The 23,338-nt window shown below is 61.9% G+C and carries 17 protein-coding genes; 11 read left to right on the forward strand and 6 right to left on the reverse strand.

Annotated features, from left to right (window positions below; translation table 11 throughout):
- The first annotated feature begins 54 nt into the window (after positions 1 to 54).
- Both ACXAH0_RS16715 and amaB read left to right on the forward strand, forming a co-directional pair.
- Positions 55 to 1,110 carry a saccharopine dehydrogenase family protein gene (locus ACXAH0_RS16715; RefSeq protein ID WP_475193114.1) on the forward strand — a complete coding sequence of 352 codons (1,056 nt, stop codon included), beginning with the start codon at positions 55 to 57 and terminating at the stop codon, positions 1,108 to 1,110.
- Between the two features lie 19 nt (positions 1,111 to 1,129).
- Positions 1,130 to 2,629, forward strand: a complete 1,500-nt coding sequence (gene amaB / locus ACXAH0_RS16720) for an L-piperidine-6-carboxylate dehydrogenase (RefSeq protein ID WP_475193116.1) — start codon at positions 1,130 to 1,132, stop codon at positions 2,627 to 2,629.
- 39 nt (positions 2,630 to 2,668) lie between these two features.
- Here amaB and ACXAH0_RS16725 read toward each other — a convergent pair whose 3' ends face one another.
- Genes ACXAH0_RS16725 through ACXAH0_RS16740 form a run of 4 tightly spaced genes read right to left on the reverse strand, consistent with a single transcriptional unit; the run spans position 2,669 to position 5,694 of the window.
- Positions 2,669 to 3,502, reverse strand: coding sequence for an amidohydrolase family protein (locus tag ACXAH0_RS16725; RefSeq protein WP_475193120.1), 834 nt, complete (start codon positions 3,500 to 3,502; stop codon positions 2,669 to 2,671).
- Positions 3,499 to 3,927: an RbsD/FucU family protein gene (locus tag ACXAH0_RS16730; RefSeq protein WP_475193124.1), complete on the reverse strand. Its 429-nt coding sequence runs from the start codon at positions 3,925 to 3,927 to the stop codon at positions 3,499 to 3,501. The genes ACXAH0_RS16725 and ACXAH0_RS16730 overlap by 4 nt, the downstream gene beginning before the upstream one ends.
- A complete protein-coding gene (locus ACXAH0_RS16735; RefSeq protein WP_475175549.1) occupies positions 3,917 to 4,969 on the reverse strand; it encodes an aldo/keto reductase in 1,053 nt (350 codons plus the stop codon). Before ACXAH0_RS16735 ends, ACXAH0_RS16730 begins: the two co-directional genes overlap by 11 nt.
- A complete protein-coding gene (locus ACXAH0_RS16740; protein ID WP_475175547.1) occupies positions 4,966 to 5,694 on the reverse strand; it encodes a GntR family transcriptional regulator in 729 nt (242 codons plus the stop codon). Before ACXAH0_RS16740 ends, ACXAH0_RS16735 begins: the two co-directional genes overlap by 4 nt.
- 111 nt (positions 5,695 to 5,805) lie before the next feature.
- On the opposite strand from ACXAH0_RS16740, the gene ACXAH0_RS16745 reads away from it, so the two are divergent.
- The 6 genes from ACXAH0_RS16745 (at position 5,806) to ACXAH0_RS16770 (ending at position 12,848) form a co-directional block, all read left to right on the forward strand.
- Complete coding sequence (locus ACXAH0_RS16745) at positions 5,806 to 7,329, forward strand: UxaA family hydrolase (RefSeq protein WP_475175546.1); 1,524 nt, start codon at positions 5,806 to 5,808, stop codon at positions 7,327 to 7,329.
- Positions 7,329 to 8,066: an SDR family oxidoreductase gene (locus tag ACXAH0_RS16750; RefSeq protein ID WP_475175750.1), complete on the forward strand. Its 738-nt coding sequence runs from the start codon at positions 7,329 to 7,331 to the stop codon at positions 8,064 to 8,066. The genes ACXAH0_RS16745 and ACXAH0_RS16750 overlap by 1 nt, the downstream gene beginning before the upstream one ends.
- A gap of 200 nt (positions 8,067 to 8,266) precedes the next feature.
- Positions 8,267 to 9,775, forward strand: coding sequence for a sugar ABC transporter ATP-binding protein (locus ACXAH0_RS16755; protein ID WP_475175746.1), 1,509 nt, complete (start codon positions 8,267 to 8,269; stop codon positions 9,773 to 9,775).
- 5 nt (positions 9,776 to 9,780) lie between these two features.
- Positions 9,781 to 10,794 carry an ABC transporter permease gene (locus ACXAH0_RS16760; protein WP_475193129.1) on the forward strand — a complete coding sequence of 338 codons (1,014 nt, stop codon included), beginning with the start codon at positions 9,781 to 9,783 and terminating at the stop codon, positions 10,792 to 10,794.
- An 87-nt stretch (positions 10,795 to 10,881) separates the two neighbouring features.
- A complete protein-coding gene (locus ACXAH0_RS16765) occupies positions 10,882 to 11,826 on the forward strand; it encodes a substrate-binding domain-containing protein (RefSeq protein ID WP_475193134.1) in 945 nt (314 codons plus the stop codon).
- Positions 11,827 to 11,993: 167 nt separating this feature from the next.
- Positions 11,994 to 12,848, forward strand: a complete 855-nt coding sequence (locus tag ACXAH0_RS16770) for a fumarylacetoacetate hydrolase family protein (protein WP_475175540.1) — start codon at positions 11,994 to 11,996, stop codon at positions 12,846 to 12,848.
- 25 nt (positions 12,849 to 12,873) lie between these two features.
- Here the strand turns inward: ACXAH0_RS16770 and ACXAH0_RS16775 are convergent, their stop codons facing one another.
- Both ACXAH0_RS16775 and ACXAH0_RS16780 read right to left on the reverse strand, forming a co-directional pair.
- Complete coding sequence (locus tag ACXAH0_RS16775; protein ID WP_475193140.1) at positions 12,874 to 15,090, reverse strand: CHASE2 domain-containing protein; 2,217 nt, start codon at positions 15,088 to 15,090, stop codon at positions 12,874 to 12,876.
- A 51-nt stretch (positions 15,091 to 15,141) separates the two neighbouring features.
- Positions 15,142 to 18,012 (reverse strand): type I secretion C-terminal target domain-containing protein, encoded by a 2,871-nt coding sequence (locus tag ACXAH0_RS16780; protein ID WP_475193144.1) that lies wholly within the window; start codon positions 18,010 to 18,012, stop codon positions 15,142 to 15,144.
- A gap of 437 nt (positions 18,013 to 18,449) precedes the next feature.
- Between ACXAH0_RS16780 and ACXAH0_RS16785 the strand changes: the two genes are divergently transcribed.
- The 3 genes from ACXAH0_RS16785 to ACXAH0_RS16795 are packed head-to-tail and all read left to right on the forward strand — an operon-like array spanning position 18,450 to position 23,325.
- Complete coding sequence (locus tag ACXAH0_RS16785) at positions 18,450 to 19,754, forward strand: TolC family outer membrane protein (protein ID WP_475193148.1); 1,305 nt, start codon at positions 18,450 to 18,452, stop codon at positions 19,752 to 19,754.
- 9 nt (positions 19,755 to 19,763) lie between these two features.
- Positions 19,764 to 22,034, forward strand: coding sequence for a type I secretion system permease/ATPase (locus ACXAH0_RS16790; RefSeq protein ID WP_475193152.1), 2,271 nt, complete (start codon positions 19,764 to 19,766; stop codon positions 22,032 to 22,034).
- Positions 22,018 to 23,325 (forward strand): HlyD family type I secretion periplasmic adaptor subunit, encoded by a 1,308-nt coding sequence (locus ACXAH0_RS16795; RefSeq protein ID WP_475193155.1) that lies wholly within the window; start codon positions 22,018 to 22,020, stop codon positions 23,323 to 23,325. The genes ACXAH0_RS16790 and ACXAH0_RS16795 overlap by 17 nt, the downstream gene beginning before the upstream one ends.
- The last annotated feature ends 13 nt before the right edge of the window (positions 23,326 to 23,338 follow it).

A 23,338-nucleotide genomic window follows, 5' to 3' on the forward strand; every position in this document is an offset into this window, starting at 1 on the left:
GGCGGGTCAAGGGCGGCTAGTCTCTTTGGAGAAACATCTTCGAAGAGAGCGCTCATGCAAAAGATTGCGGTTCTTGGACTGGGAAAAGTCGGTGCGCTGGCGGGCGAACTGCTCCATGACAGCGGGTTTGCCGTAACCGGTATTGACGCTCAAGAGGTGAGTGGCCTGCCCTTTACGGCCCAAAAGGCTGACGTGGGCGATCCGGAGGTCTTGAAATCCCTGCTGTCGGGCATGGATGCGGTGCTGTCCTGTCTGCCGTATTTTGTGAATACCGGTGTGGCCGGGGTCGCCCATGCGCTGGGGCTGCATTATTTCGACCTGACCGAGGACGTTCCGACCACCAAGGCAATCATGGAGCTGTCCAAAACGTCCAAGGGCCTGATGGCGCCTCAATGCGGTCTGGCGCCGGGCTTTGTCGGCATTGTCGGCGCCAGTTTGATCGAGGACTTCGAAAACTGCCGCTCCTGCCGGATGCGGGTTGGTGCGTTGCCCCAGAACCCGGCCGGCCTGATGGGCTATTCCTTCAACTGGTCCCCGGAAGGAGTGGTGAACGAATATCTGAACGATTGTGAAGTTCTGGAAGATGGCGAGATCAAGTGGGTCTCGCCCATGGAGTGGATCGAAAAGATCGTCATTGGCGGCGTCGAGCTGGAAGCCTTCACCACGTCCGGCGGGCTTGGCACCATGTGCGACACCTATAAGGACCGGGTGCCGAACATGGACTACAAGACCATGCGCTATCCGGGCCATGTGCAGTTGATGAACTTCTTCTTTCACGAGTTGCTGATGCGGGACCGGCGTAAAGAGGCCGGGGAGATCCTGGTGAATGCAAAGCCGCCGGTCAGCAACGACATTGTCTATATCCATGTGGCGGCCGAAGGGCGGCTGGATGGGCGCATGCAGCGCAAGGAATTCGTGCGGGGCCTGAAGCCGGTCGAGATTGCCGGCAAGACCCGCACGGCGATTGCCTGGACGACTGCCTCTTCGGTCGTGGCGATCATTGAACTGGTGCGCGATGGCACCCTTCCGGCAACCGGCTTTCTGAAACAGGAAGACGTGCCGCTGGAGGCCTTTTTGAAAACGAGAAACGGCGCCCGCTATAACGGCTAGGCGCCTGCGAAAGACGGCTATGGAACATCATCAGGTTTTGAGCGCCCTTGGGTTCGAGCAAAGCGAACTGAAGGGAGGGACCCTTGCAGTCTGCTCTCCGATTGACGGCGCGGTTGCCGCCAATGTTGCGGAGACGCCGGAGGCGGATATGGCTGCGGTGATTGCAAAATCCCAGCAAGCCTTCAAGGCTTGGCGCACCCTGCCGGCGCCGCGCCGGGGCGAACTGGTGCGCCTTCTGGGCGAGGAGCTGCGGGCGGCCAAGGAGGAACTCGGCGCGCTGGTGACGCTGGAAGCGGGCAAGATCACCTCCGAAGGGCTCGGCGAAGTGCAGGAAATGATCGACATTTGCGATTTCGCGGTTGGTCTGTCACGTCAGCTTTACGGGCTGACGATTGCCTCTGAGCGGCCGGGCCACAAGATGTCGGAGACCTGGCATCCGATGGGGCCGTGCGGTGTCATCACGGCCTTTAATTTTCCCGTTGCGGTCTGGTCCTGGAATGCGGCGCTGGCGCTGGTCTGCGGCAATCCGGTGATCTGGAAACCGTCTGAAAAGACGCCTTTGACCGCGCTGGCCTGCCAGAAGATCTTCGCCAAAGCTGTGGCCCGGTTCGGCAGCGATGCCCCGGACGGCCTGATGCAGGTGGTGATCGGCGGGGCGGGCATCGGCGAGGCTCTGGTCACGTCCCGGGATGTGCCGATCCTGTCGGCCACCGGTTCCACCCGTATGGGCGGCATTGTCGGTCCGAAAGTCGCCGCCCGCTGGGGACGCCCGATCCTGGAGCTTGGCGGCAACAATGCCATGATCGTCGCCCCGTCTGCCGATCTGGAAATGGCCGTGCGCGCCATTGTGTTTTCCGCAGTCGGCACGGCCGGGCAGCGCTGCACGTCCCTGCGGCGCCTGATCGTGCATTCTTCGGTCAAAGAGGACCTTCTCGCCAAACTGGTCAAGGCCTATGAGAGCCTGCCGGTCGGCGACCCGCGCCGGGACGGCACTCTGATCGGTCCGTTGATCGACAAAGCCTCACTGGACACCATGCAGTCCGCCCTTGCCAAAGCCCGCAGCCAGGGCGGAACGGTTTATGGCGGCGCGCCGGTGACGACAGATGTGCCGGATGGCGCCTATGTTGCCCCGGCACTGGTTGACATGCCGGGCCAGAGCGATGTGGTGAAAACAGAGACCTTCGCGCCGATCCTCTATGTGATGCAATATGAGGATCTGGATGAGGCCATCGCCCTGCAAAACGATGTGCCACAGGGCCTGTCCTCCTGCATCTTCACGCTCAACATGCGTGAAGCGGAAACCTTCCTGTCGGCCACGGGGTCCGATTGTGGCATTGCCAATGTGAATATCGGCCCGTCCGGTGCGGAAATCGGCGGGGCCTTTGGTGGGGAAAAGGAAACCGGCGGTGGCCGCGAATCCGGCTCCGATGCCTGGAAGGGCTATATGCGCCGTCAAACCTCAACGGTGAATTATTCCGCTGAGCTGCCCTTGGCCCAGGGTGTTAAGTTCGACATCTGAGCGTTCAAAAGGCCCGCGCCACTGCGGGCCTTTGCCAATTCAGAGTTCCAGACGATAGGCGCGGGCGGCGGTGTGCCCGAAGATCGCGGCGCGGCCTTCGCTGTCCACGCTCCCCAGAAGCTGGTCTGTTGCCTCCACCCAGCGGTCATAGCTGCTGGCCAGAAGGCAGACCGGCCAGTCACTGCCCCAGATGAGACGGTCCGGCCCGAAGGTGGCCAGGAGATGGTTCACATAGGGGGCGAGCTCGTCCATGGTCCACTCTGCCGAGGCTTCCGTGACAAGGCCGGACAGTTTGCAATAGGCCTGCGTGCTCGCGGCCAGATCTGCCATATCGGCAGCCCAGCCGTCGAGGGCCCCGCTCCTGATGTCTGGCTTGGACCCGTGATCGATCACCACCCGCATCGTGCCGTGGCGCGCCAGCAGGGTTTTCAGATGCGGCAGGTGCCGGGGCAGGGTCAGGGCATCAAAGGTCAGCTCCTGGGCGATCAGGGCTTCGAACGCCGGTGTCAGATCCGGGCGCAGCATCCACTGGTCATCGTCAAGATCCTGGATCATCGGCCGCAGGCCGACAAGCTTGGGGTCCTTAGCCAGACCGGCAATCACGGCCGGTGCGTCCGGGCTTTCAAAATCAACCCAGCCGACCACCCCTTTGACCGAGGGGCTGGTTTTGGCGAGGGACAGCAAATAGCGGGTCTCGGCCACCGTCGGGGCCGCTTGCACGAGTACGCTGCCTGAAACACCGTGGCGCTCAAGATGGGGGCTGAGGTCACCGGGGCCGAAATCGCGGTAAATTGGCCCGAGGTCTTCAGTCAGCCAGTGATAGTCGCCCCGCTCGAGCTTCCAGAAATGCTGGTGGGCATCGATCCGGGTCACCGGATCACGCCCTTTTCCAAGATGATGTTGCCGTAAAGACGGCGCTCGCCGGTCTGAACGATCGCATAGGCGCTGGAGGCGCGTTCATAAAAGGCAAAGCGCTCCAAAGTTTTGATCTCGGCCGGGTGGTCGGCCGTGGTGTTGATGATCTTCTGGAAGTCCGCAACTGCCTCCGGGATCGTGTCCGGGTCGCCGACGACCTGCATGGTCAGGGCGGGATCGTCCACGAAGTCATCCAGCGGCATAAGGGCCAGGATCGCTTTCAGCAGATCACTGGCGCTGGAGCCATCGGCCCGGATGCAGGTGGGGCCTGCATTTTCGGCCGGGTAGTTGGCATCGGCCAGAACAATTTCGTCCCCATGGCCCATGGCACGCAGGGCATAGAGCAGTTCAGGCGACAGAATGGGATCGATATTATGCAGCATCAGCGGTCTCCGAGGGCAGGGGGGCATCAGGGCGGATCAGACCTTCGGCCCTGAGATCCGACCACAGGCCGGCGGGAATGGGCGTTTCGAGAACGGCGACATTGGCGGTGACTTCCGCCGCATTTACCGCGCCCGGAATGACGGTTTTGACACTCGGGTGGCCAAAGACAAATTGCAGGGCTGCGGCAATCAACGGCGTGTCATGGGCCGCACAAACGGCCTCGATCTTGCGCACCCTGTCCAGAATGTCTTCTGGAGCGTCTTCATAATTGTAGCGGGCGCCCGGAACAGCGCCAGTCGCCAGGATGCCGGAATTGAACGGGCCGCCCAAGATGATGCCGACATCGCGCTGCGTACACAGCGGCAGGAAACTCTCCAGGGCGTCCTGTTCCAGAAGCGTGTAGCGCCCGGCCAAGAGAAAGCCGTCGAAATCGCCGAGGCCGAGCAGCTTCTCGCATACCTGCCATTCATTGACCCCCGCACCAATGGCGGCGATTTCGCCAGCGGCGCGCAGTTCGCTCAAGGCCCGGTAGCCACCGGCGTCGAAAAGTTCCTTCACCTTGGCGTCGCTGGCCTCCTGCGACCCTTGAGAAAAAACACAGACATCATGCACCAGCAGAATGTCCGCATTGGCCACTTGAAGCCGCTCCCGGCTCGCTTCATAGCTGCGCATGACCCCGTCATATGTGTAGTCGAAGACGATCCGTTTCTGGGGCACGTCGACAAAGGCTTCCGGGGTGACTTCATGGGGCTCGCAATCGAGCAGCAGGCGGCCGATCTTGGTGGACAGTTGCAGCTGATCCCGGCCGAAACGCTTGAGCGCGGCGGAAAAGCGGGTTTCGGAACGGCCGAGCCCATATTGGGGGGCCGTATCGAAATAGCGGATGCCCGCGTCAAAGGCTGCCTGCAAGGCGGCCTGGGCGTTTTCGTCGGAGACTTTCCGGTAAAGATTGCCAAGCGGCGCACCGCCAAAGCCCATCCGGGTCAGTGGCACCGGGCGGGGCGTGCGGCTGTTCAAAAGCGTTGTGTCGGTAACTTTCATACCGGGGTCCTGATCTGGCGGGGGTGAAAGAGTTCCGGCCGGGTGGCGGCAAGGGCCTCAAGGCGCGGCATCAACTGGTTCAAATGCGCGCGCATGGCCTCTTGAGCCGCGTCCGGGTCCCGGTCAGCAATGGCGGCCATGACCTTGCTATGTTCTTCAAACGTGCAGGAGATGAGGCCGGGGGCCGGTAAAAGCAGCTTGCGCGCCCGTGTCACCTGAAGCGAGACCATGCGGGCGATGGCTTTCATGCGGCCATAGCCGGTGAATTCCATGATGAGCGCATGAAATTCCTCATCGGCCTGGTAGAAGCCGGAAAAATCCTGATCTTCCACCAGAAGGGCCTGCAGCCGCACATTCCTGTTCAGCCGGGCAAGCTGGTCTTCTGTCCGGTCGGCGGCCACCTTGGCCACACTGGCCAGTTCCAGGGCCTGGCGCACGAAGGTGCCTTCCCGGATGTCTTCCATGGAAAAATAGGCGACCCGCGTGCCCGATTGCGGGATGACCTCCACCAGTCCTTCCGTGGCCAGGCGCGCAATCGCTTCGGCAACCGGCGACCGGGAGACCCCCAGCTTCTCGCAAACAGGGCCCTTGCGGATGACCTCGCCGGGCAGAAACTGCAGCGACAGGATTGCGTCCTGCAGGGCCATATAGACCCGGTTCGCCAGCGATCCCTCAAAGCTGCTGATGTCCTTAAGTTCACTCACGTTGATATCGATACTGGTCATGTTCGCCCTATGTTGACTAACATGTTAGTTGACAGAGCTGCCAAGTCAAGCTAGTTCGTAAGCTTCAGGCCGCCAGACAACAACGGTGCTGCCGGTGCGGGAGAGACAGACATGATCGGAAGCGGCTTTATCAGGCTCGGGGCAGAGGACAACGTGGTCATCGCCTTGCAAACGCTGGCCGCCGGAACCGAGCTTGAGGGCGTGTCAGGCCCCCTTCTGTCGACAGTCCAGCCGGGACACAAGATTGCCAGCGCTCCGATTGCCGAAGGTGCAAATGTGCTGCGCTATGGCCAGGTCATCGGACAGGCGAAATCGGATATCCGGCCGGGTGAACATGTTCACACCCACAATATCGGCATGGCCGAGCACAGTTTGCAGAGCCATGAATTTGCCTCCCAGAACACCCCGCTGCCCACCATTGAGGCCAGCAGAACCTTCAACGGCTATCACCGGGCGGATGGCAAGGTCGGGACCCGAAATTATATCGGCATTCTGACGTCGGTGAACTGCTCCGGGTCTGTGGCCCGTTTCATCGCGGAAGCGGCCCAAAAGAACGGCTTGCTTGACCGGTTTCCCAATGTGGACGGCGTGGTGCCCATCGTGCATGGCACAGGCTGCGGTATGTCCGGGGTGGATGAAGGCTATGCGGCCCTGTTTCGGACCCTGTCTGGCTATGCGCAGCATCCCAATTTCGGCGGCATCCTTCTGGTTGGTCTCGGCTGCGAGGTCATGCAGATTTCCGATCTGGTCGGTGGCCGGCCGATCCGGGCCGATGGCGCCCTGCGCTACATGACCATCCAGCATGAGGGCGGCACCCGCCGGACCATCGAAAAGGGGCTGCAGGAGCTGGAAGGCATTGCGGCGATTGCCAACGCGGTCGAGCGAAGCCCGGCGCCGGTCAGCGCGATTACGGTCGGTATGCAATGCGGCGGCTCTGATGGGTATTCGGGTGTGACGGCGAACCCGGCCCTGGGCTATGCGTCGGACCTTCTGGTGCGCCATGGCGGCACCACGATCCTGTCCGAGACGCCGGAGATCTATGGGGCCGAGCACCTGTTGACCTGCAGGGCCGAAACCGAAGAGGTTGGCCGCAAGCTGATGGAGCGCATCCGCTGGTGGGAGGACTATACGGCCCGCAATGGCGGCGAGATGGACAACAATCCCAGCCCCGGCAACAAGCGCGGCGGCCTGACGACGATTTTGGAAAAGTCGCTCGGGGCCGTGGCCAAGGGGGGCACGGCCCCGCTTGCCGGTGTCTATGAATTTGCCGAGCGCATCGACAAGGCCGGGTTCGTCTTCATGGACAGCCCGGGCTTTGATCCATGTTCTGTCACCGGGCAGGTTGCTTCCGGGGCGAATATTGTCGTATTCACAACCGGGAGGGGATCTGTCTCCGGATACCAGCCCACCCCTTGCATCAAGCTCGCGACAAATTCTGAAATGTATGGCCGCATGTCGGAAGACATGGATGTCAATTGCGGCGACATCGTCAGCGAAGGTGTGAGCCTTGAGCAAAAGGGCGAGGAGATCTTCGAGCGGATGATCCAGGTCGCGTCCGGCAGTCAGACCAAGAGTGAAAAGCTCGGCTACGGTGGTGTGGAATTCGTGCCCTGGCAAATTGGAGCGGTGATGTGATGCGTCTCGACGGAAAAACCATTTTGATTACGGCGGCCGGCCAGGGCATGGGCCGGGCCACCGCGCTGGCCTGCGCGGCCGAAGGTGCCCGGGTGATTGCGACCGACAAGGACGCGGCCCTGCTGGCGGGTCTTGACGGCATGGAAACCCATGGCCTTGATGTCACGGACCCGGCAGCGATCCGGGACTTTGCCGAGGACCTTCCGGATCTGGACGGGCTGTTTAATGTGGCCGGGTTCGTTCATCACGGCACGGTTCTGGACATTTCCGATGAGGATTGGGCGTTCAGTTTTGACCTGAATGTCACCTCCATGATGCGTCTGAGCCGGGCCTGTCTGCCGGGCATGCTGCGCCGGGCGGAGACACGTGGATCGGCCTCGATCATCAACATGTCCTCCATGGCCGGATCGATCAAAGGGTTCCCGTTCCGCACTGCCTATGGGGCCACCAAGGCTGCGGTGATTGGCCTGACCAAGGGCATTGCGGCTGATTTTGTCAGAAATGGCATCCGCTGCAATGCGATCTGCCCGGGCACGGTTGACACGCCGTCCCTGCGCGGCCGGATCGAGGCGGCGCCGGATCCGGTGCAGGCGGAAAAGGACTTCATCGCCCGCCAGCCCATGGGCCGTCTGGCGGTGGTCGATGATGTGACGCCGCTGGCCATTTACCTTCTGTCCGATGAGAGCCAGTTTGTCACCGGACAGGCGCTGCTGGTGGATGGCGGTGTGACGATCTAGGCCTTTGGGGCACGCCCGGGCGTCTTACCGCGTCAGGAGGAGTGCACACCCGAGGTGTCCGGGCAGCGGAAGCGGGGGAAAACCCGGTTGGGCATGGCAATGGAGGTTGCCGTCAACAAGATTGGGGGGCGTAAGGGTGCAGGACCGCACGCTTCTCAAGATATCATCCTGGGGAGGAGAATGTGACGCCAGTCATCAAGATGACCGGCATTGAAAAGCGCTTTCCGGGGGTTCATGCCCTCAAGAATGTGCAATTCGAGCTGAAGGCCGGTGAAGTCCACGCCCTGATGGGCGAGAACGGGGCGGGCAAATCGACATTGATGAAGATCCTTGCCGGGATCTATCTGCGCGACGGCGGCGACCTTCAGATCGACGGCAAGACCGTTGATCTGACTTCGCCGCGGGCCGCGCAGGACCAGGGCATTGGCATCATTCACCAGGAACTCAGCCTGATGAATGATCTGACCGTCGCCCAGAATATCTTCATTGGCCGTGAGCCGCGCAAGCGCTTCGGCCGTCTGGATGAGGCGGCGCTGAACCGGCAGGCCGCGGATATTTTCGCGTCCATGAACCTGGCGCTGGACCCGAAAGCGGTTGCAGGCACCCTGACCATTGCCAAACAGCAGATGGTCGAGATCGCCAAGGCTCTGTCCTACAAATCCCGTGTTCTGATCATGGATGAGCCGACCGCAGCGTTGAATGATGCGGAGATTGCCGAACTCTTTGTCATCATCAATCGGCTGAAGGCCGAAGGGGTCGGCATCATCTATATCAGCCACAAGATGGACGAATTGAAGCGGATTGCCGACAGGGTCACGGTCATGCGGGACGGGGAATATGTGGCGACGGTGCCGGCCGCCGAAACACCGATTTCGAAGATCATTTCCATGATGGTCGGCCGCGAAGTGACGGAAGAGCCGGTCGAGGTGCCGGACCTGTCGGAGGCCGAAATTGCGCTGGAGGTTCAGGATCTGAGCCGGGGGCGCGATATCCGCACTGTGAGCTTTTCGCTGCGCAAGGGGGAAATCCTGGGGTTTGCCGGATTGATGGGTGCCGGGCGCACGGAAGTCGCCCGGGCCATCTTCGGCGCCGACCCGCGCGATAGCGGTACGATCAAGGTGCACGGCCGTAAGGTCAGAATTGCCTCGCCCCATGATGCGGTCGCGGCAGGCATTGGGTATCTGTCAGAGGACCGGAAACATTTCGGTCTTGCGACAGGCATGACGGTCCGGGACAATATCGCCCTGGCCTCGCTGAAGACGTTTACCGGGCGAGGCGGCGTGCTGAACGAAGCGGATATGCGTGGCACTGCAAGGGACTATATCCGCAAGCTCGGCATCCGCACGCCATCAGACGGCCAGGAGGTCCGGCTGCTGTCGGGCGGCAACCAGCAAAAGGTGGTGATTGCCAAATGGCTTTTGCGGGATTGCGATATCCTGATTTTCGATGAGCCGACCCGGGGCATCGATGTTGGCGCCAAGTCGGAAATCTACAAGCTTCTTGAAAGCCTTGCGGCCCAGGGCAAGGCAATCATCGTGATCTCGTCCGAACTGCCGGAAGTGATGCGGCTCAGCCACCGGATCGCGGTGATGTGCGAGGGGCGGCTGACCGGCATTCTGCCGGGCGGCAAGGAAACGACACAGGAACAGATCATGGAACTGGCCACCCGGCGCGCGGCGGCCATGCAACCGATCGGGGGGACAGCGTGAACACAATGGAGGAAACAAGACCGGGGGCGGCCAAACCGGCCAGCCTGCTGGCAAAACTGGCCGAGACGGGCGCGCATCAAAAGCTGCTCGCCTTTGCGTCACTGATTGTGCTGCTGATCGGGTTTTCGATTGCCTCGCCCAATTTCATGCAGACCTCCAACATGATCGCGATCCTGCAGGCGACTTCGGTCAACGGGGTGCTGGCGGTCGCGGCAACGCTGGTTATCATCACCGGTGGCATTGACCTGTCCGTGGGCACGCTCATGACCTTTTGCGCGGTTATTGCCGGGGTGGTTTTGACCTATGCGGGCATGCCGCTTCCGCTTGGTGTTGTGGCGGCCATCGGGGCAGGGGCGCTGTGCGGGCTCTGCTCGGGCACTTTCGTGGCCAAGATGAAGATCCCGCCCTTCATTGCCACGCTCGGCATGATGCTGATCCTGAAGGGCCTGTCCCTGGTGATTTCCGGCACCCGGCCGATCTATTTCAACGACACGCCGGGATTTGATCAGATTTCCCGGGGCTCGCTGATTGGCGAGGTGATCCCGGCGCTGCCAATCCCGAACGGGGTGCTGATCCTGTTTCTGGTGGCTCTGGCGGCATCCTACATTCTCGGCCGCACGGTTCTGGGGCGCTACACCTTTGCGCTTGGCTCCAACGAGGAGGCGGTGCGCTTGTCCGGAGTGAGTACCGATGCCTGGAAAATGGGGATCTATGCGCTTGCAGGCGGCATTTGCGGCATTGCGGGCATCCTGATCGCCTCACGGCTCAATTCCGCCCAGCCGGCCCTCGGGCTCGGTTACGAGCTGGAGGCAATTGCTGCCGTGGTCATCGGCGGCACGTCCCTGTCCGGCGGACGCGGCACCATTATCGGAACCTTGATCGGCGCGCTGATCATGGCGGTTCTGACCAACGGCCTCAGGGTCCTGTCCGTTGCCCAGGAATGGCAGACGGTCGTGACCGGCGCGATCATCATTCTAGCGGTCTATGCCGATATGGTGCGCCGTCGCCGGGCCGCGTGAGGATCTGGTCTGAACACACAAGAAGAGGGCGGCCGACGCCCCGGTTTGAAAGACGTTTGGCAAAGTGAAGAAAGAGGAGGAGTTTCAATGTTTTCACGTCGTTTTGTCCTGGGGGCGATCAGTGCCCTGACCCTCAGCCTGCCGTCAACGGCGGTGCTGGCGGAGGAAATGTACATCCCGCTTGTCTCGAAGGGGTTCCAGCACCAGTTCTGGCAGGCTGTGAAGCTCGGCGCTGAAAAGGCAGCCAAGGAGGAAGGCGTCCGGATCACTTTCGAAGGTCCGGACAACGAGACCATGGTGGACCGTCAGATCGACATGCTGGCCGCGGCTCTTGCCAACAAGCCGGCAGCCATCGGCTTTGCGGCCCTGGACAGTCAGGCCGCCATTCCGCTGCTGCGTCAAGCTGATGAGGCCGGCATTCCGGTCGTTGCCTTTGACAGCGGAGTTGACAGTGAAATCCCGGTGGCCACCGCTACGACCGACAACGTGGCCGCTGCCGCGCTGGCAGCCGACAAAATGGCTGAAAAGATCGGTGGCAAGGGCAAGGTGGCGGTTGTCGCCCATGACCAGACCAGCCGCACCGGCATTGACCGGCGCGATGGTTTCGTCAACCGCATCAACGAGGCCTATCCGGAAATTGAAATCGTCACGGTCCAGTATGGCCAGGGCGATCACCTGAAATCGACGGAGGTGACCAAGGCGATCCTGACCGCCAATCCGGATCTGAAAGGCATTTTCGGTACCAATGAAGGCTCCGCCATTGGCGTCGTCAATGGGGTTCAGGAACTTGGCAAGGATGGGCTTGTGATCATCGGATATGATTCCGGCAAAGCCCAGAAGGACGCCATCAAGAGCGGTGTCATGGCCGGGGCGATCACCCAGAACCCGGTTGGCATCGGCTATGAAACTGTCAAGGCGGCCGTGGCCGCGGCAAAGGGAGAGGACGTACCGAATCTGATCGATACGGGCTTTTTCTACTATGACGCATCCAATATGGATGACCCTGAAATTGCTGCGGTTCTCTACGACTGATTGACCCGCGAGCGTCCTGCGGTCTTCCGGCCGCCGGACGCTCGGCGCCTGTGACAGTGATCACCGTGCCGCTGCCTGACCTGGTTTGGCCGGGCAGCGGTTGATCCAGAAAAGCCAGTCCGCCGGACCCTCCGGCGGGCCGTTTGCACAACTGAAAGATCTGCTACATGAAACTGCTGAGATATGGTCCCACCGGACAGGAAAAACCGGGTGTGCTGGATGCCGAAGGACGTGTGCGGGACCTGTCCGCCCATGTCGCCGACATTTCCGGCGAGGCGTTACAGCCCGACACGATTGCCAAGCTAAAGGGGCTCGACAGCGCTGCGCTTCCCCTGGTGGACGGCCAGCCGCAGGAGAGCCTGCGTCTTGGGCCTTGCGTCGGGGCCGTCGGAAAATTCATCTGCATTGGCCTCAACTATGCCGATCACGCGGAAGAGTCCGGCCTGGATGTGCCGCCCGAGCCGGTGATCTTCGGCAAGTGGACCTCGGCGATTGTCGGTCCGAATGACGACGTGGAAATCCCGCGCGGCTCTGAAAAGACCGACTGGGAAGTCGAGCTTGGGGTCGTGATCGGTAAAGGCGGCAAATATATTGACGAGGCGGATGCGCTCAACCATGTGGCCGGTTTCTGCGTTATCAATGACGTTTCGGAACGAGATTTCCAGATCAACCGGTCCGGCACCTGGGACAAGGGCAAGGGCAGCGACACATTCGGGCCGCTCGGACCCTGGCTGGTGACCCCGGACGAGGTTGGTGATTTTGATCAACTGGGCATGTGGCTGGAAGTGGACGGAAAGCGTTATCAGAACGGGTCCACGTCCACCATGGTCTACAAGGTGCCGCACCTGATCAGCTATTGCAGCCAGTTCATGAGCCTGCAGCCTGGCGACGTGATCTCCACCGGCACGCCTCCGGGGGTCGGCATGGGCCAGAAGCCGCCGGTCTATCTGCGCGGCGGGGAAACCATGCGGCTCGGTATCGACAAGCTCGGCGTGCAGCAGCAATCGGTCAAACGGGCCTGAGCTTTCTAATACCTGCGGATCGGCCTCACTTGGCCGTTGCAATGAAGACGCCGTCCCAGGGCTCCGGGGGCGGCGTTGTTTTGTAAGCCTCTATGCGCCTGCAAAAGGTCCGGGCCAGCTGAGCAAGGTCCCCGCCGCCCGCGTCCGCCACTGCGTTGGCATGGGACAAGGCCTCGTCCCAGTCCCGGGCCCTGTAGCTTGCCAGCATGGCGCCGAACCGGGACTTGAGGGCACGGAACGCGTCCTCTTGAGCAAGATCTTCATCGCCCAGCAGGCAGAAGATCCGTTCCGGCTCCTGCTTGCCTTTGACGCGGATCAGGTCCGCTTCCACCAGGGCAAACCGGGGTAGGGCCTTTTGAGCGGTTGTCTCGCCGATTAAAATGGTCACACCATAGGTCTTGGTCTGGCCCTCCAGCCGGGAGGCGAGATTGACCGCGTCGCCGAGCACGGAATAGTCGAAGCGGAATTCGGAGCCCATATTGCCGACAACACAGTCTCCTGTGTTGATGCCGATGCCCACATTCAGCGGAAAGAAAACCTGGCCCTCCCCGGCCGCTTCCCGTTCGCGTTCTGCGTTAAGCGCCCGCATGCGGGCCACCATCAGCAGGGCCGCTTCGCAGGCATGGACTTCCTGATTGTCATCGTCCAGCGGAGCGTTCCAGAAGGCCATGACCGCATCGCCCATATACTTGTCGATTGTACCGCGTTTTTCCATGATGCCGTTGGAAAGCGGGGTTAGAAACCGGTTCATCAGGCTGGTGAGCCCTTGCGGGTTGTCGGCAAAGCTCTCGGAAATCCTGGTGAAATCGCGCACGTCTGAAAACAGCATCGTCATGGACCGGTGCTCCCCGCCAAGGGTGAGGCTTTCCGGGTGTTTGGCGATTTGCTCCACATAGTCGGGAGCCAGATACTGGCTGAAGGCGGACCGGATTTCCTGCCTCTGGATTTCCTCCCGGCGGTAGTTGATGAAGACCAGCAGAAGAAAGACACTGAGACTGGTGAACAGCGGATAGCCGGCGTCGATCAACAGGTTTTCGCTGGCAAACAGATACCAGCTGCCCCCGGCCCAGCTGGCCGCCAGAAGGAAGCCGAAGGCCAGTACCGGCAGGGCACCCAGGATCGGGACCAGCAGGATGGCCAGGAGCGACAAGGCCGTTGCTGCGGCCAGTTCGGCACCAAGGGCGAAATTCGGATGGGTTAGAAAAGACTGGCTGAGAATGTTCTCAAGGATCTGCGCATGCACTTCCACCCCGGGCATGACCGGATCAAGGGGTGTGGTCTTCAGATCCAGAAGACCCGTCGCGGACGGCCCGAACAAGATGAGGTGATTGCGGATTTTGGCCCCATCAAACGTGCCGCTCGCAAGGTCGGCGGCAGAGACATACCGATCAGGCCGGGAGGGGGTGAAATGGATCCAGATCCGTCCGTTCCGGTCGGTAGGAACCTCAACGCCGCCAACGACAAGGCTCTTGATGCCGGCGGCATCGCTTTTGATGGCAAAGGCATTCTGGCCAGTGGCCACCCGCAGCAATTCGACACTCAGGGACGGCTGGATCTTGCCGTCGGCCCTTGCTGCAAGAGCTGCACGGCGGACCACCCCGTCCGGGTCGGGATAGATGGAAAAGAGGCCCTTGCCCAGGGCGGCGTCCTCCAGCGGCTGGATGTTGCGCAGCAAGGACGGGTAGTTGAACAGGAAGCCGGTTGGATCCGGGCCAAGCAGGGCAACCGGCGTTTGCGCCTGGTCCGGGCGGGGCGCGCCGGTGCTGTCAGGCCTGCCCGCCTGACCGGCGACTACCCGCATCCGGCGCATGGTGTCTGCCAGAATCTGGTCCGTTCCGGGCAAGGCTGCCAGTTCCTTGCGGGCCGCCGCGCTGAGCCCGTTCACCGATCGGCTGTATTGCGTCGGCGACAGGCGGTCCGGTTCGGCAAAGACAATGTCGAACGCCACCGCCACGCCGCCCGCCTGGGCAATGTTGTTGAGAATTCGGGCGAGGGTGGAGCGCGCCCAGGGCCATTGGCCAAGTTCCGCGAGGCTCTTTTCGTCAATGTCGACAATGGTAACGGGGACTTCCTCATAGGCGCGGGGTTTAAGCACTTGGTAAAAGTCGAAGGTTTTAAGCCGGATCAGTTCGACCAAAAGCGGATCGGCGACCCGGATGGCGAGCAACACCAGCAGCAGCGCCAGCGCGGCTAGACGGGCGACCCCGAACACCGAAGACAGGTTTCGGAACACGGCCTTCATGGGGCCAGGACAGCGGCGCTCCGGCAGGTGCGCCAGTCAGGGGGAAGAACGTCAGGAGACAACAGTGTCGGGCGTTTGAACGCCGTTATCTGAAAAGACAAAATCAATGATCCCCCCGGCATCAATGGATTGAAGAACAGCCACGTCTTTGAAATCCGAAGCGGTGGCCGCGCCATCCCGGTCGACGCTGACAATTGCATTGCTGCCGTCCTGTGTGACCCTGACATAGGCGGACAGGTCAGCGGTGCTGAAATGAGCGTCCAGCAAGGCGGACAGATCGAGACGGTCTTCGCCCGCTTCAAAGTCAACAATGACATCGGCAATATCGGTCCCGGCCAGGCCGAATGTGTCGGCTCCCGCCCCGCCCGTGAGAGTGTCCAGGCCCGGGCCGCCATGGAGTGTATCGTCCAGATGGCTGCCCGTCAGAACATCATCCCCGGAGCCTCCCAGAACCCGGCTGATCCGCGTTCCGGGCACTGTCCCGATTGGTTCGGCTGGTCCGTCCGGCTGCTGGAATGTGCCAAGGTCCAGGTTGACAAGAACTGGTTCGTCCCAGCCGGAGAAATCGAGAATGGTCTCCCCGCCCGCCTCATAAAGCGCTGGCTGAGGCAGGGGGGGCGAGCTTCCGTCAGCGCCGCCGGACAGGTCCGGGGCATCTTCCGTGCCGGTGATGACGAAGCTCACGGACTTGACGATGCTGTCTCCGGCCGCATCCTGCACCGTGACATCGTAGGAAAAGCTGATCGTGTCTCCCGCCTCCAGGAAATCCAGATCCGCTTCTGCGGAATAGGACCATTGCAGAACACCCTGCCTGGCGCTTGTGGTGTAAAGGCCTGTGTCAGGATCCACGCCGCTGATCGCAAATCCCAGGCTCAGGATCGAAGCGAGGTCCGGAGACTGTGCATCCAGGTCGCCGCCGCTCCAGACGGGAGCCCCGCTCATCTCAAAGGAAAGTGTCAGCGTGTCGTCCTGATCGATGTCGTTGAAGATGACGAAGCCGGACCCGGTCAGCACCTGCGCGGACGCATCGGCTGCTTCCGTGAAGGCGGGCGGCGGCGTTACCGTCAGCCGGGGCGGGTCATTGAGGCCAGTTACCGTGATGGTGACCGTTGCCGGAACCTCGGAGACAAGGCCGGTGCTGTCGGTGGCGGTATATTGGAACGTGATGTCGCGGACCGAGCCCGCAGACAGGGAGCCAAAGGCACCATCGGTGCTGAAGGTAAAGGTGCCGTCGTCAAAGACATCAAGCCTGCCCGCCGCCGGAGCGCTGAGGGCCTCAAGCGTCAGGATGTCGCCAATATCCGGATCAGCCCCGAGAAACGGCGCTGTCACGGAGCCGTCGGCAGAGACGGTGAGGGCAATGTCATAGACGATGGGGGCGTCGAACACCGGCTCGATGGCAATGGGGACCTCGGCTGACAGGCTGGTGGTGCCATCAAATACCGTAACGGAGAGGCCACCCATCTCGCTGTCTGGTGCGGGCGTGTACACCATGCCGTCCAGGGCCGCATTGATCGCGCTTTCCGTTCCGGAGAAGGTGACCGTCTCGTCCGCAACGCCATCGCCCGCCAAAAATGTCAGCCCGGTTATCTGGGCAAGCGTGACGGTCGAGCGGGCGGTGATCGAAACGGTCCCATCCCCGTTGCCGGGGATCTCCACGGTCAGGCCGTTCAGGCTGAAGGAGACGTCCTCCCGGGTTGCCAGGGCATCAGGTACAACCACAGCCAGCGTTTCCTCCCCAGAGGGGGGCAGGGAGCTATCACCGGCCGGTTCGGGAGCGGAGGTGCCTCCTGGCGGAGGGGCGCTTGGTAAGGGCGCTGTGTCGGGCGCAAACGGGGACCTGCCGGACCGGTCGCCGGACGTGTCAGTGCCCGCTGGCCCGTCGCTGGCCCCTCCGCCCAGGGGAGAGAGATCTGGCCCCGAAAGGTCCGGCACCGGGCCGCCCTGGATCTGGCCGGGGCCTGCGTCGGTCTGGTCCGGGCTGTTGCCATTCTGCTGGCCGCCGTTTTGGCCATCGTTCTGGCCACCGTTTTGTGGCCCGCCGGGGCTTTGCTGGCCGAGACCTGCCGAACCGTAGGCACTGTAGGCCAGCTGGATCTGCCCTTCGGTTGCCGCGAATTCGGCCGGAGTTCTGGCCGTGATGACCGGCAGAGCGCCTGCCGACTGTACCAGGAAGGTGGAGTCGGTCGTGTCCACCGTGCCCAGGAGCTGGCCGGAGACCCTGTCGAACAATTGGTAGGAGCCCAGCTGCCCGTCGGGGTCGACAGCAAGGGCAAACCGGGTGGCTCCGTCCAGAGCGCTGATCTGTACGACTGGCGTTGTACCGCGAATGCCCATGGTGGCTGTCGGCGTCTCAACCCGCATGTCACCGGTCGGGGCCACCTGTCCGGTGACAAAGACAAAACTCCCCTGCACGAGGTTTATCACCATGGAATTGCCGGAGCCGCCTGGGGAATAGATCAATTCGTCCAGAACCATCCGGGCATCGGCCGACAGGGTGAACAGGGTTTCATCGGCAAAGATGATCACGAGCGACCCGGCGGCCGAAGTCTGGACAACATCGCCTTGAAACACCGGGTCTCCGGCCGCCAGCACCACATTGGTTCCGTCCGTTCGCTGGGCGGTCACCGTGCCGCTGACCGTTTGAACCGAGCCGATGGGGGCACTGGCTGCGGCGCCCCCGGCCTGGGCAAATTGGGTCGAGGCTTGCGGACCGGCGAGCTGGGCAACCGTTTGACCGTCGAGAAAAGCCCCTTCGGGGGTGGTCAGGGAGGCGGGTGGCGAATGTATGAAGTAACCGATGATCGTCAGGCTGCCGTGGTCCGGGTGGGTTATCAGTAAATCCGGTCCCTGACGCGTGTATTCGCCCTGAAACAGCAGCGATGCGTTGGCAATGAGGGGCGGCGCGCTGGCAGTATCCAAAACTGCAGCTTTCTCCGTCTCCGCAGCGGCGCTTTCGGCATTCGGATGACTAAACACGGCCCACGTTCATTTCATCGTAATTTATCACGATAGTCGTGATAACTAAAAGACTATTTGTTGCTTTAACGCTTTTTTAACAAAAAAACTTTGCTGCGTCCAAATAAACTGCGTTAAGCTTATTGTGTGTCTCGGAAATTTAATTTTTCCGGTCTGTCGGGTTTTTAAAAAAACGCTGGGTAACTTTGGCGTTTGAAAAGGGCTGTCCCAGCGGTTTCAAGGGGTGGGTTTCGGGCAGGATGATGTGCAGCAGGAATGCGAGGTCGGCGGTGTCAGGCCTCTATCCGGTGAGGCCGCCTCTGGCGCTGTGGAAGCCTTTTTGGTCAAAGACCTTGCTGTCTCTGGTTCTGTTGTCGGGTTTCACGCTGTCCGGAGAGGCCATGTCCCTCCGCGAGGCGGTCGACCGGGCGGTGTCCACGCACCCTCAGGTTCTGGCGGCTGCGGCCAGCCGGCGGTCTACCGGCTATGACTATGCCCAGGCACAAGGGGCCTATCTGCCAAAGGTGGATCTGGAAGCGTCTTTTGGGGCGCAATATGTCGACCGGCCGAATTCGCTTTCTGAGGCGGATAATCGCGCCTGGCGCAATGCCCGGGATGCAACACTGGTGGCCCGGCAGGTGTTTTTCGATGGTTTTGCACGGGCCAATGAGATCTACCGCCAGTCCGCGCGGGTGGACGGATCTGCTGCGCGGGTGATGGAACGGGCGGAGCTGATTGGCCTGGATGCCGTGGAAGCGTTTCTGGATGTGGTCCGTCATCACCGGATCTTGCAGGCAGCAGACGTCAATATCCGCGAACATGTGCGGCTGCTGGACATTGTGCGCACCAAGGTCGAGGGCGGTTCGGCAACGGAGAGCGAGTTGCGCCAGGCCGAGGAGCGTGTTGCGGCTGTGCATGCGGTGCGCGCGGATGTGCTGCGGGAACTCGGGGCCGCCAAGGCCCGGTTCGAGGCCGTCATCGGAGTGCCTCCCCCGGCACTGTCTGCGCCGGGGCGCCCGGATGCTCTGCCAAAAAGCCAGGCGAAGGCCATTGCGGCGGCGCGCGCCAACCACCCTTCGCTCCGGGCCGGATCTGCGGATGTGGATGCGGCCAGGGCTGATTATGACAAGTCCCAGGCGTTGTTCCTGCCGAGCCTGGGCGTCGAGGGGCTGGCATCCGTGGGCGAGGATCTGGACGGCACACCCGGGCGCAACAACGAATTTGCCGTACGCATGACCATGTCCTGGAACCTATTCAATGGCACGATCGACACCAGCCGCAGGCGGCAATTGGGCGAGCAGGTGACGGAAACCAAGTTGCAGCTCGATTATGTGAGGCGTCAGGTGGATGAAAGCGTGCGCAGGTCTTGGAGCGATATTGCGGCCAACGATCTCCGTCTGAAAGCCCTGCAGCAGCAGAGCGTTGCCGCCAAGGCTGTGATTGTCAGCTATGAAAAGGAATATGAAGCGGGTCTCAGGGATCTTCTGGACCTGCTGATTGCGCAGAATTCGGTCTTCACCTCCCGTGTCCAACTGATCAGTTCTCAGACGATTGACGTCTTTGCGCGCTATCGGCTGCTGGCCTCAACAGGCAGCCTACTTGCTTCCGTCGGTGTTTCTGCCCCATCGGAAAGCCAGCCCGGACCGGAGGAGTTGCCATGGTTTGTCGGGTCGCAAGGGCTGATCGAACCCTTGCGCAAGTGGTGAGGGGCCGCCATGGAAGAGGGGGAACCGATCATCCGGCGGGACAGCCGCCGCGCTGATCTGGATGGGGAGGCCCCTTCCGGCATGGCACTCTCCGGGGGCGCTGCGCTGGCTCCCTTGGCCGATGCGGTTGAGACGCCGCAGACAGGCCTGCTGGAGGCGCTGGTGCATGTGGCCCGGTTTCACGGAATTGCCGTCAATCCGGGCGAGCTGACACGCGGGCTGCCCTCGGCCGGGCCTGGCCTGAGACTTCAGGATCTGGAGGAGGCCGCCCGGCGGGTTGGGCTTGTCGTGCGGATCGAGCAGCGTGCGGTTGCAGGTCTTCCGCAGGTCGCTTTGCCCGTCATCGTTGTGCAAAGGGGGGAACCGGCTGTGGCCGTGGAGGCGGTTGACCGGGCGAAAGGGACCGTGCGGATCCCGGAAGATCTTGTGATGGGGCCAGGGTTTGGCGGCTTTCGGGACGTGCCGCTTGAGGCGTTCGAAGGGCGCGGTCTGCCGGTGGTGGTGTTTGTGGGACTGGTGCCGGGCGGGCGAAGGAGGCAGCAACAGGAGGACACCCCGAAGGACTGGTTCTGGTCGGCGGTGCGCCGGTTCTGGCCGAATTACCTGCAAGTGGTGGTCGCGGCTCTGATCGGCAATCTGCTTGCGCTGGCCAGCCCGCTTTTCATCATGAATGTCTATGACCGGGTCATTCCCAATCTGGCGATCCCCACCCTTTGGGCATTGACCGCTGGTGTTCTGATCGCCTTTCTGTTCGACTTCATTTTCAAGATGCTGCGCATGGGGCTGGTGGATGAAACCGGGCGGCGGGTCGATATGGCGGTGGCGGGGCGGATGTTTGATCACGTCTTGCGGCTGAAACTGTCCGGGCGGCCTGCCTCCACAGGTGGGCTGGCCAATCAGGTCCGGGATCTTGACAGCGTGCGCGATGCTTTGACCTCCTCCACGGTGATTGCGGCAACCGATCTTCTGTTCATCGGTATTTTCGTGTGGGTGATGTGGTTCCTGGTTGGTCCGCTCGCCTGGGTGCCAGCCCTTGCCGTGCCGCTGGTTGTTGCGGTGACGGCTCTGGTGCAGCGGCCGCTCTCAAAGGCGCTGGCCCAGAGCCAGGCCGATGCGGCCCGCCGCCAGTCGGTTCTGGTGGAAACGGTCGGGGCGCTGGAAACGGTCAAGGTGAGCGGCAGCGAAAGCTGGTTCCGGCGGGCCTGGGACCGGTCCGTGGCTGCCACCAGCCGCTCCACCACCCGGGCCCGGTTTTGGGCCAATGTCGCTGCCGCTTTCACCGGTGTTGTCTTTCAACTCGTGTCGATTGTCATCGTGGTCTGGGGCGTCTTTCTGGTGTTGGAGGGCCGGATCACAATCGGCGCCCTGATTGCGGCAAATATACTGGCTGGCCGGGTGTTGAGCCCGTTGAACAATATTGCCCAGACCCTGGCGCGCTTGCTGCATGCACGCAGCGCCCTGCGCAGTCTCGACCGGCTCATGGAGGCGGGCACGGAAACCGGCGTGAGCGCCCGCGCCCTGACCTTTCCGGCTGACCCCGGCCTTGCCTTTCAGGATGTCTGCCTGACCTATCCGGGCAGGTCCGTGCCCGCGCTGGACAAGGTCAGCTTTGCTCTCAAGAAAGGCGAAGCGGTCGGTGTGATCGGCCGGGTCGGCTCGGGCAAAAGCTCGCTGGTCCGGGTTCTGGCCGGTCTTTATGAGCCGCAGGCAGGCACCTATCTGCTGGGCGGTGTCGACACGCGCCAGTTTTCCGCTGCAGATCTGAGGGCCTCTGTCGGCCTGTGCCTGCAGGATGCGGAACTGTTCACCGGCAGTCTCAAAGACAATATCCTGATGGGCGCTGCCGATGCCTCGTCCGCAGATCTTGAAAGAGCTGTGCATCTGGCCGGTGTTGATACTTTTTCCGCCCACCATCGGGAGGGGCTGGAGATGGCGGTCGAAGAGCGCGGGCGCAGCCTGTCAGGTGGCCAGCGGCAGGCGGTTGCGCTGGCCAGGTGTCTTATCCGTCGCCCGGACATTTTGTGCCTGGATGAGCCGAGCGCCTATCTCGATATCATGTCGGAGCGCCAGCTGTGCCAGCGTTTGCGCCGGATTGCGGAGGAGGGGGTGACGCTTGTCATCGCCACCCATCGGGACGGGCCTTTGGACCTTGTTGACCGCCTGCTTCTGCTCGACCGGGGCAAGCTGGTGATGGATGGGCCAAAGGAAGACGTTCTGGCGCGGCTCAAGGCCGGTGCGCAGACAAGTCTCCGGGGAGGTGATGATGTCCCGGCTGGATGAGGTCTTTGCCAATGATCTCAGGGCCGCACTGGACCAGCGGCGTCAGGCCGGGCTCTGGGGCGTGCTTCTGGCGGCTCTGGGGCTGCTTGGCGCTTTGGGGATCTGGGCGTCGCTGGCGGAACTGGAAGAGGTGACGACGGGAGCCGGGCGGGTGATCCCGTCGAGCCAGATCCAGGTGGTGGAAACTCTGGAGGGCGGGCTTGTTGCCGAGATCTTCGTTCGGGAAGGGGATGTGGTGGCACCCGGGGACCCCTTGCTCCGGATTGATGATACCGGCTTTGCAGCGCGGCTCGGGGAACTTGAAAAACAGCGCGCGGCCCTCAAGATCCGGGTTCAGCGTCTGCAAGCAGAAGCAGAAGGACACCAGCTGGACCTGAGAGAGGATGGGCAGGCGCCACCGGAAGCGGCCCGGGAGCTGGCGCTTTTTGAGGCGCGCCGGATTGCCCTGCGCCAGGAACTGTCGGTGATCGAACAGCAGCTGTCCCAGCGCCAGCTGGAAAAGGCCGAATTGCAAACCCGGCTGGAAAGCGCCGGTGTTTCAGCATCGCTGCTCGACGAGGAACTGGCCCGGGCGCGGGAGCTGGCGGAGGCAGGCGCCTATCCGAAAATGGATCTGCTGCGCCTGGAACGGGAAGCCCGGGGCGGGCAGTTGGACGTGGCGGTGTTGAAGGCGTCAATCCCGCGCGCTGAAGCCGCCATTACGGAAGCTTCCGCGCGGCGCGACAGCGCTGTGCTTGGTTTCCGCGCCAGGGCGCATGAGGCCTTGATCCAGACCCAGACCGAGTTGACCATTCTGGAGGAAACCATCACCTCAGCGCGGGACAAGGTGCGCCGTACAGTGCTGCGGGCACCGGTGCGCGGCATTATCAACAAATTTTCCGTTGCCACCATCGGAGCTGTTGTCTCACCGGGTGAGAACCTTTCAGAGATCGTTCCGCTGGAAGACACGCTCCTGATCGAAGCCCGTATCCGGCCTCAGGATGTGGCTTTCCTGTATCCCGGGCAAAGTGCCCGTGTGCGGGTAACAGCTTATGATTACACGCTTTATGGTGACTTGCCCGGTACGGTGGAACGCATTGGGGCGGATACGGTCACGGATGAGGACGGGCAGACCTATTACCGGGTCATTTTGAAAACCGAGCGCAACTGGCTCGGAACGGAAAGCAGTCCTTTACCAATCCTTCCGGGAATGGTTGTCAGTGCCTCCATTTTAACCGGGAATAAAACGGTCCTCGACTATCTGTTGAAGCCCATTATCAAGGCGCGTTCGGAAGCTTTTCGCGAGAGATGAGCACAGACCGGCC

It is taken from the genome of Roseibium sp. AWQ4_290, assembly GCF_056160985.1.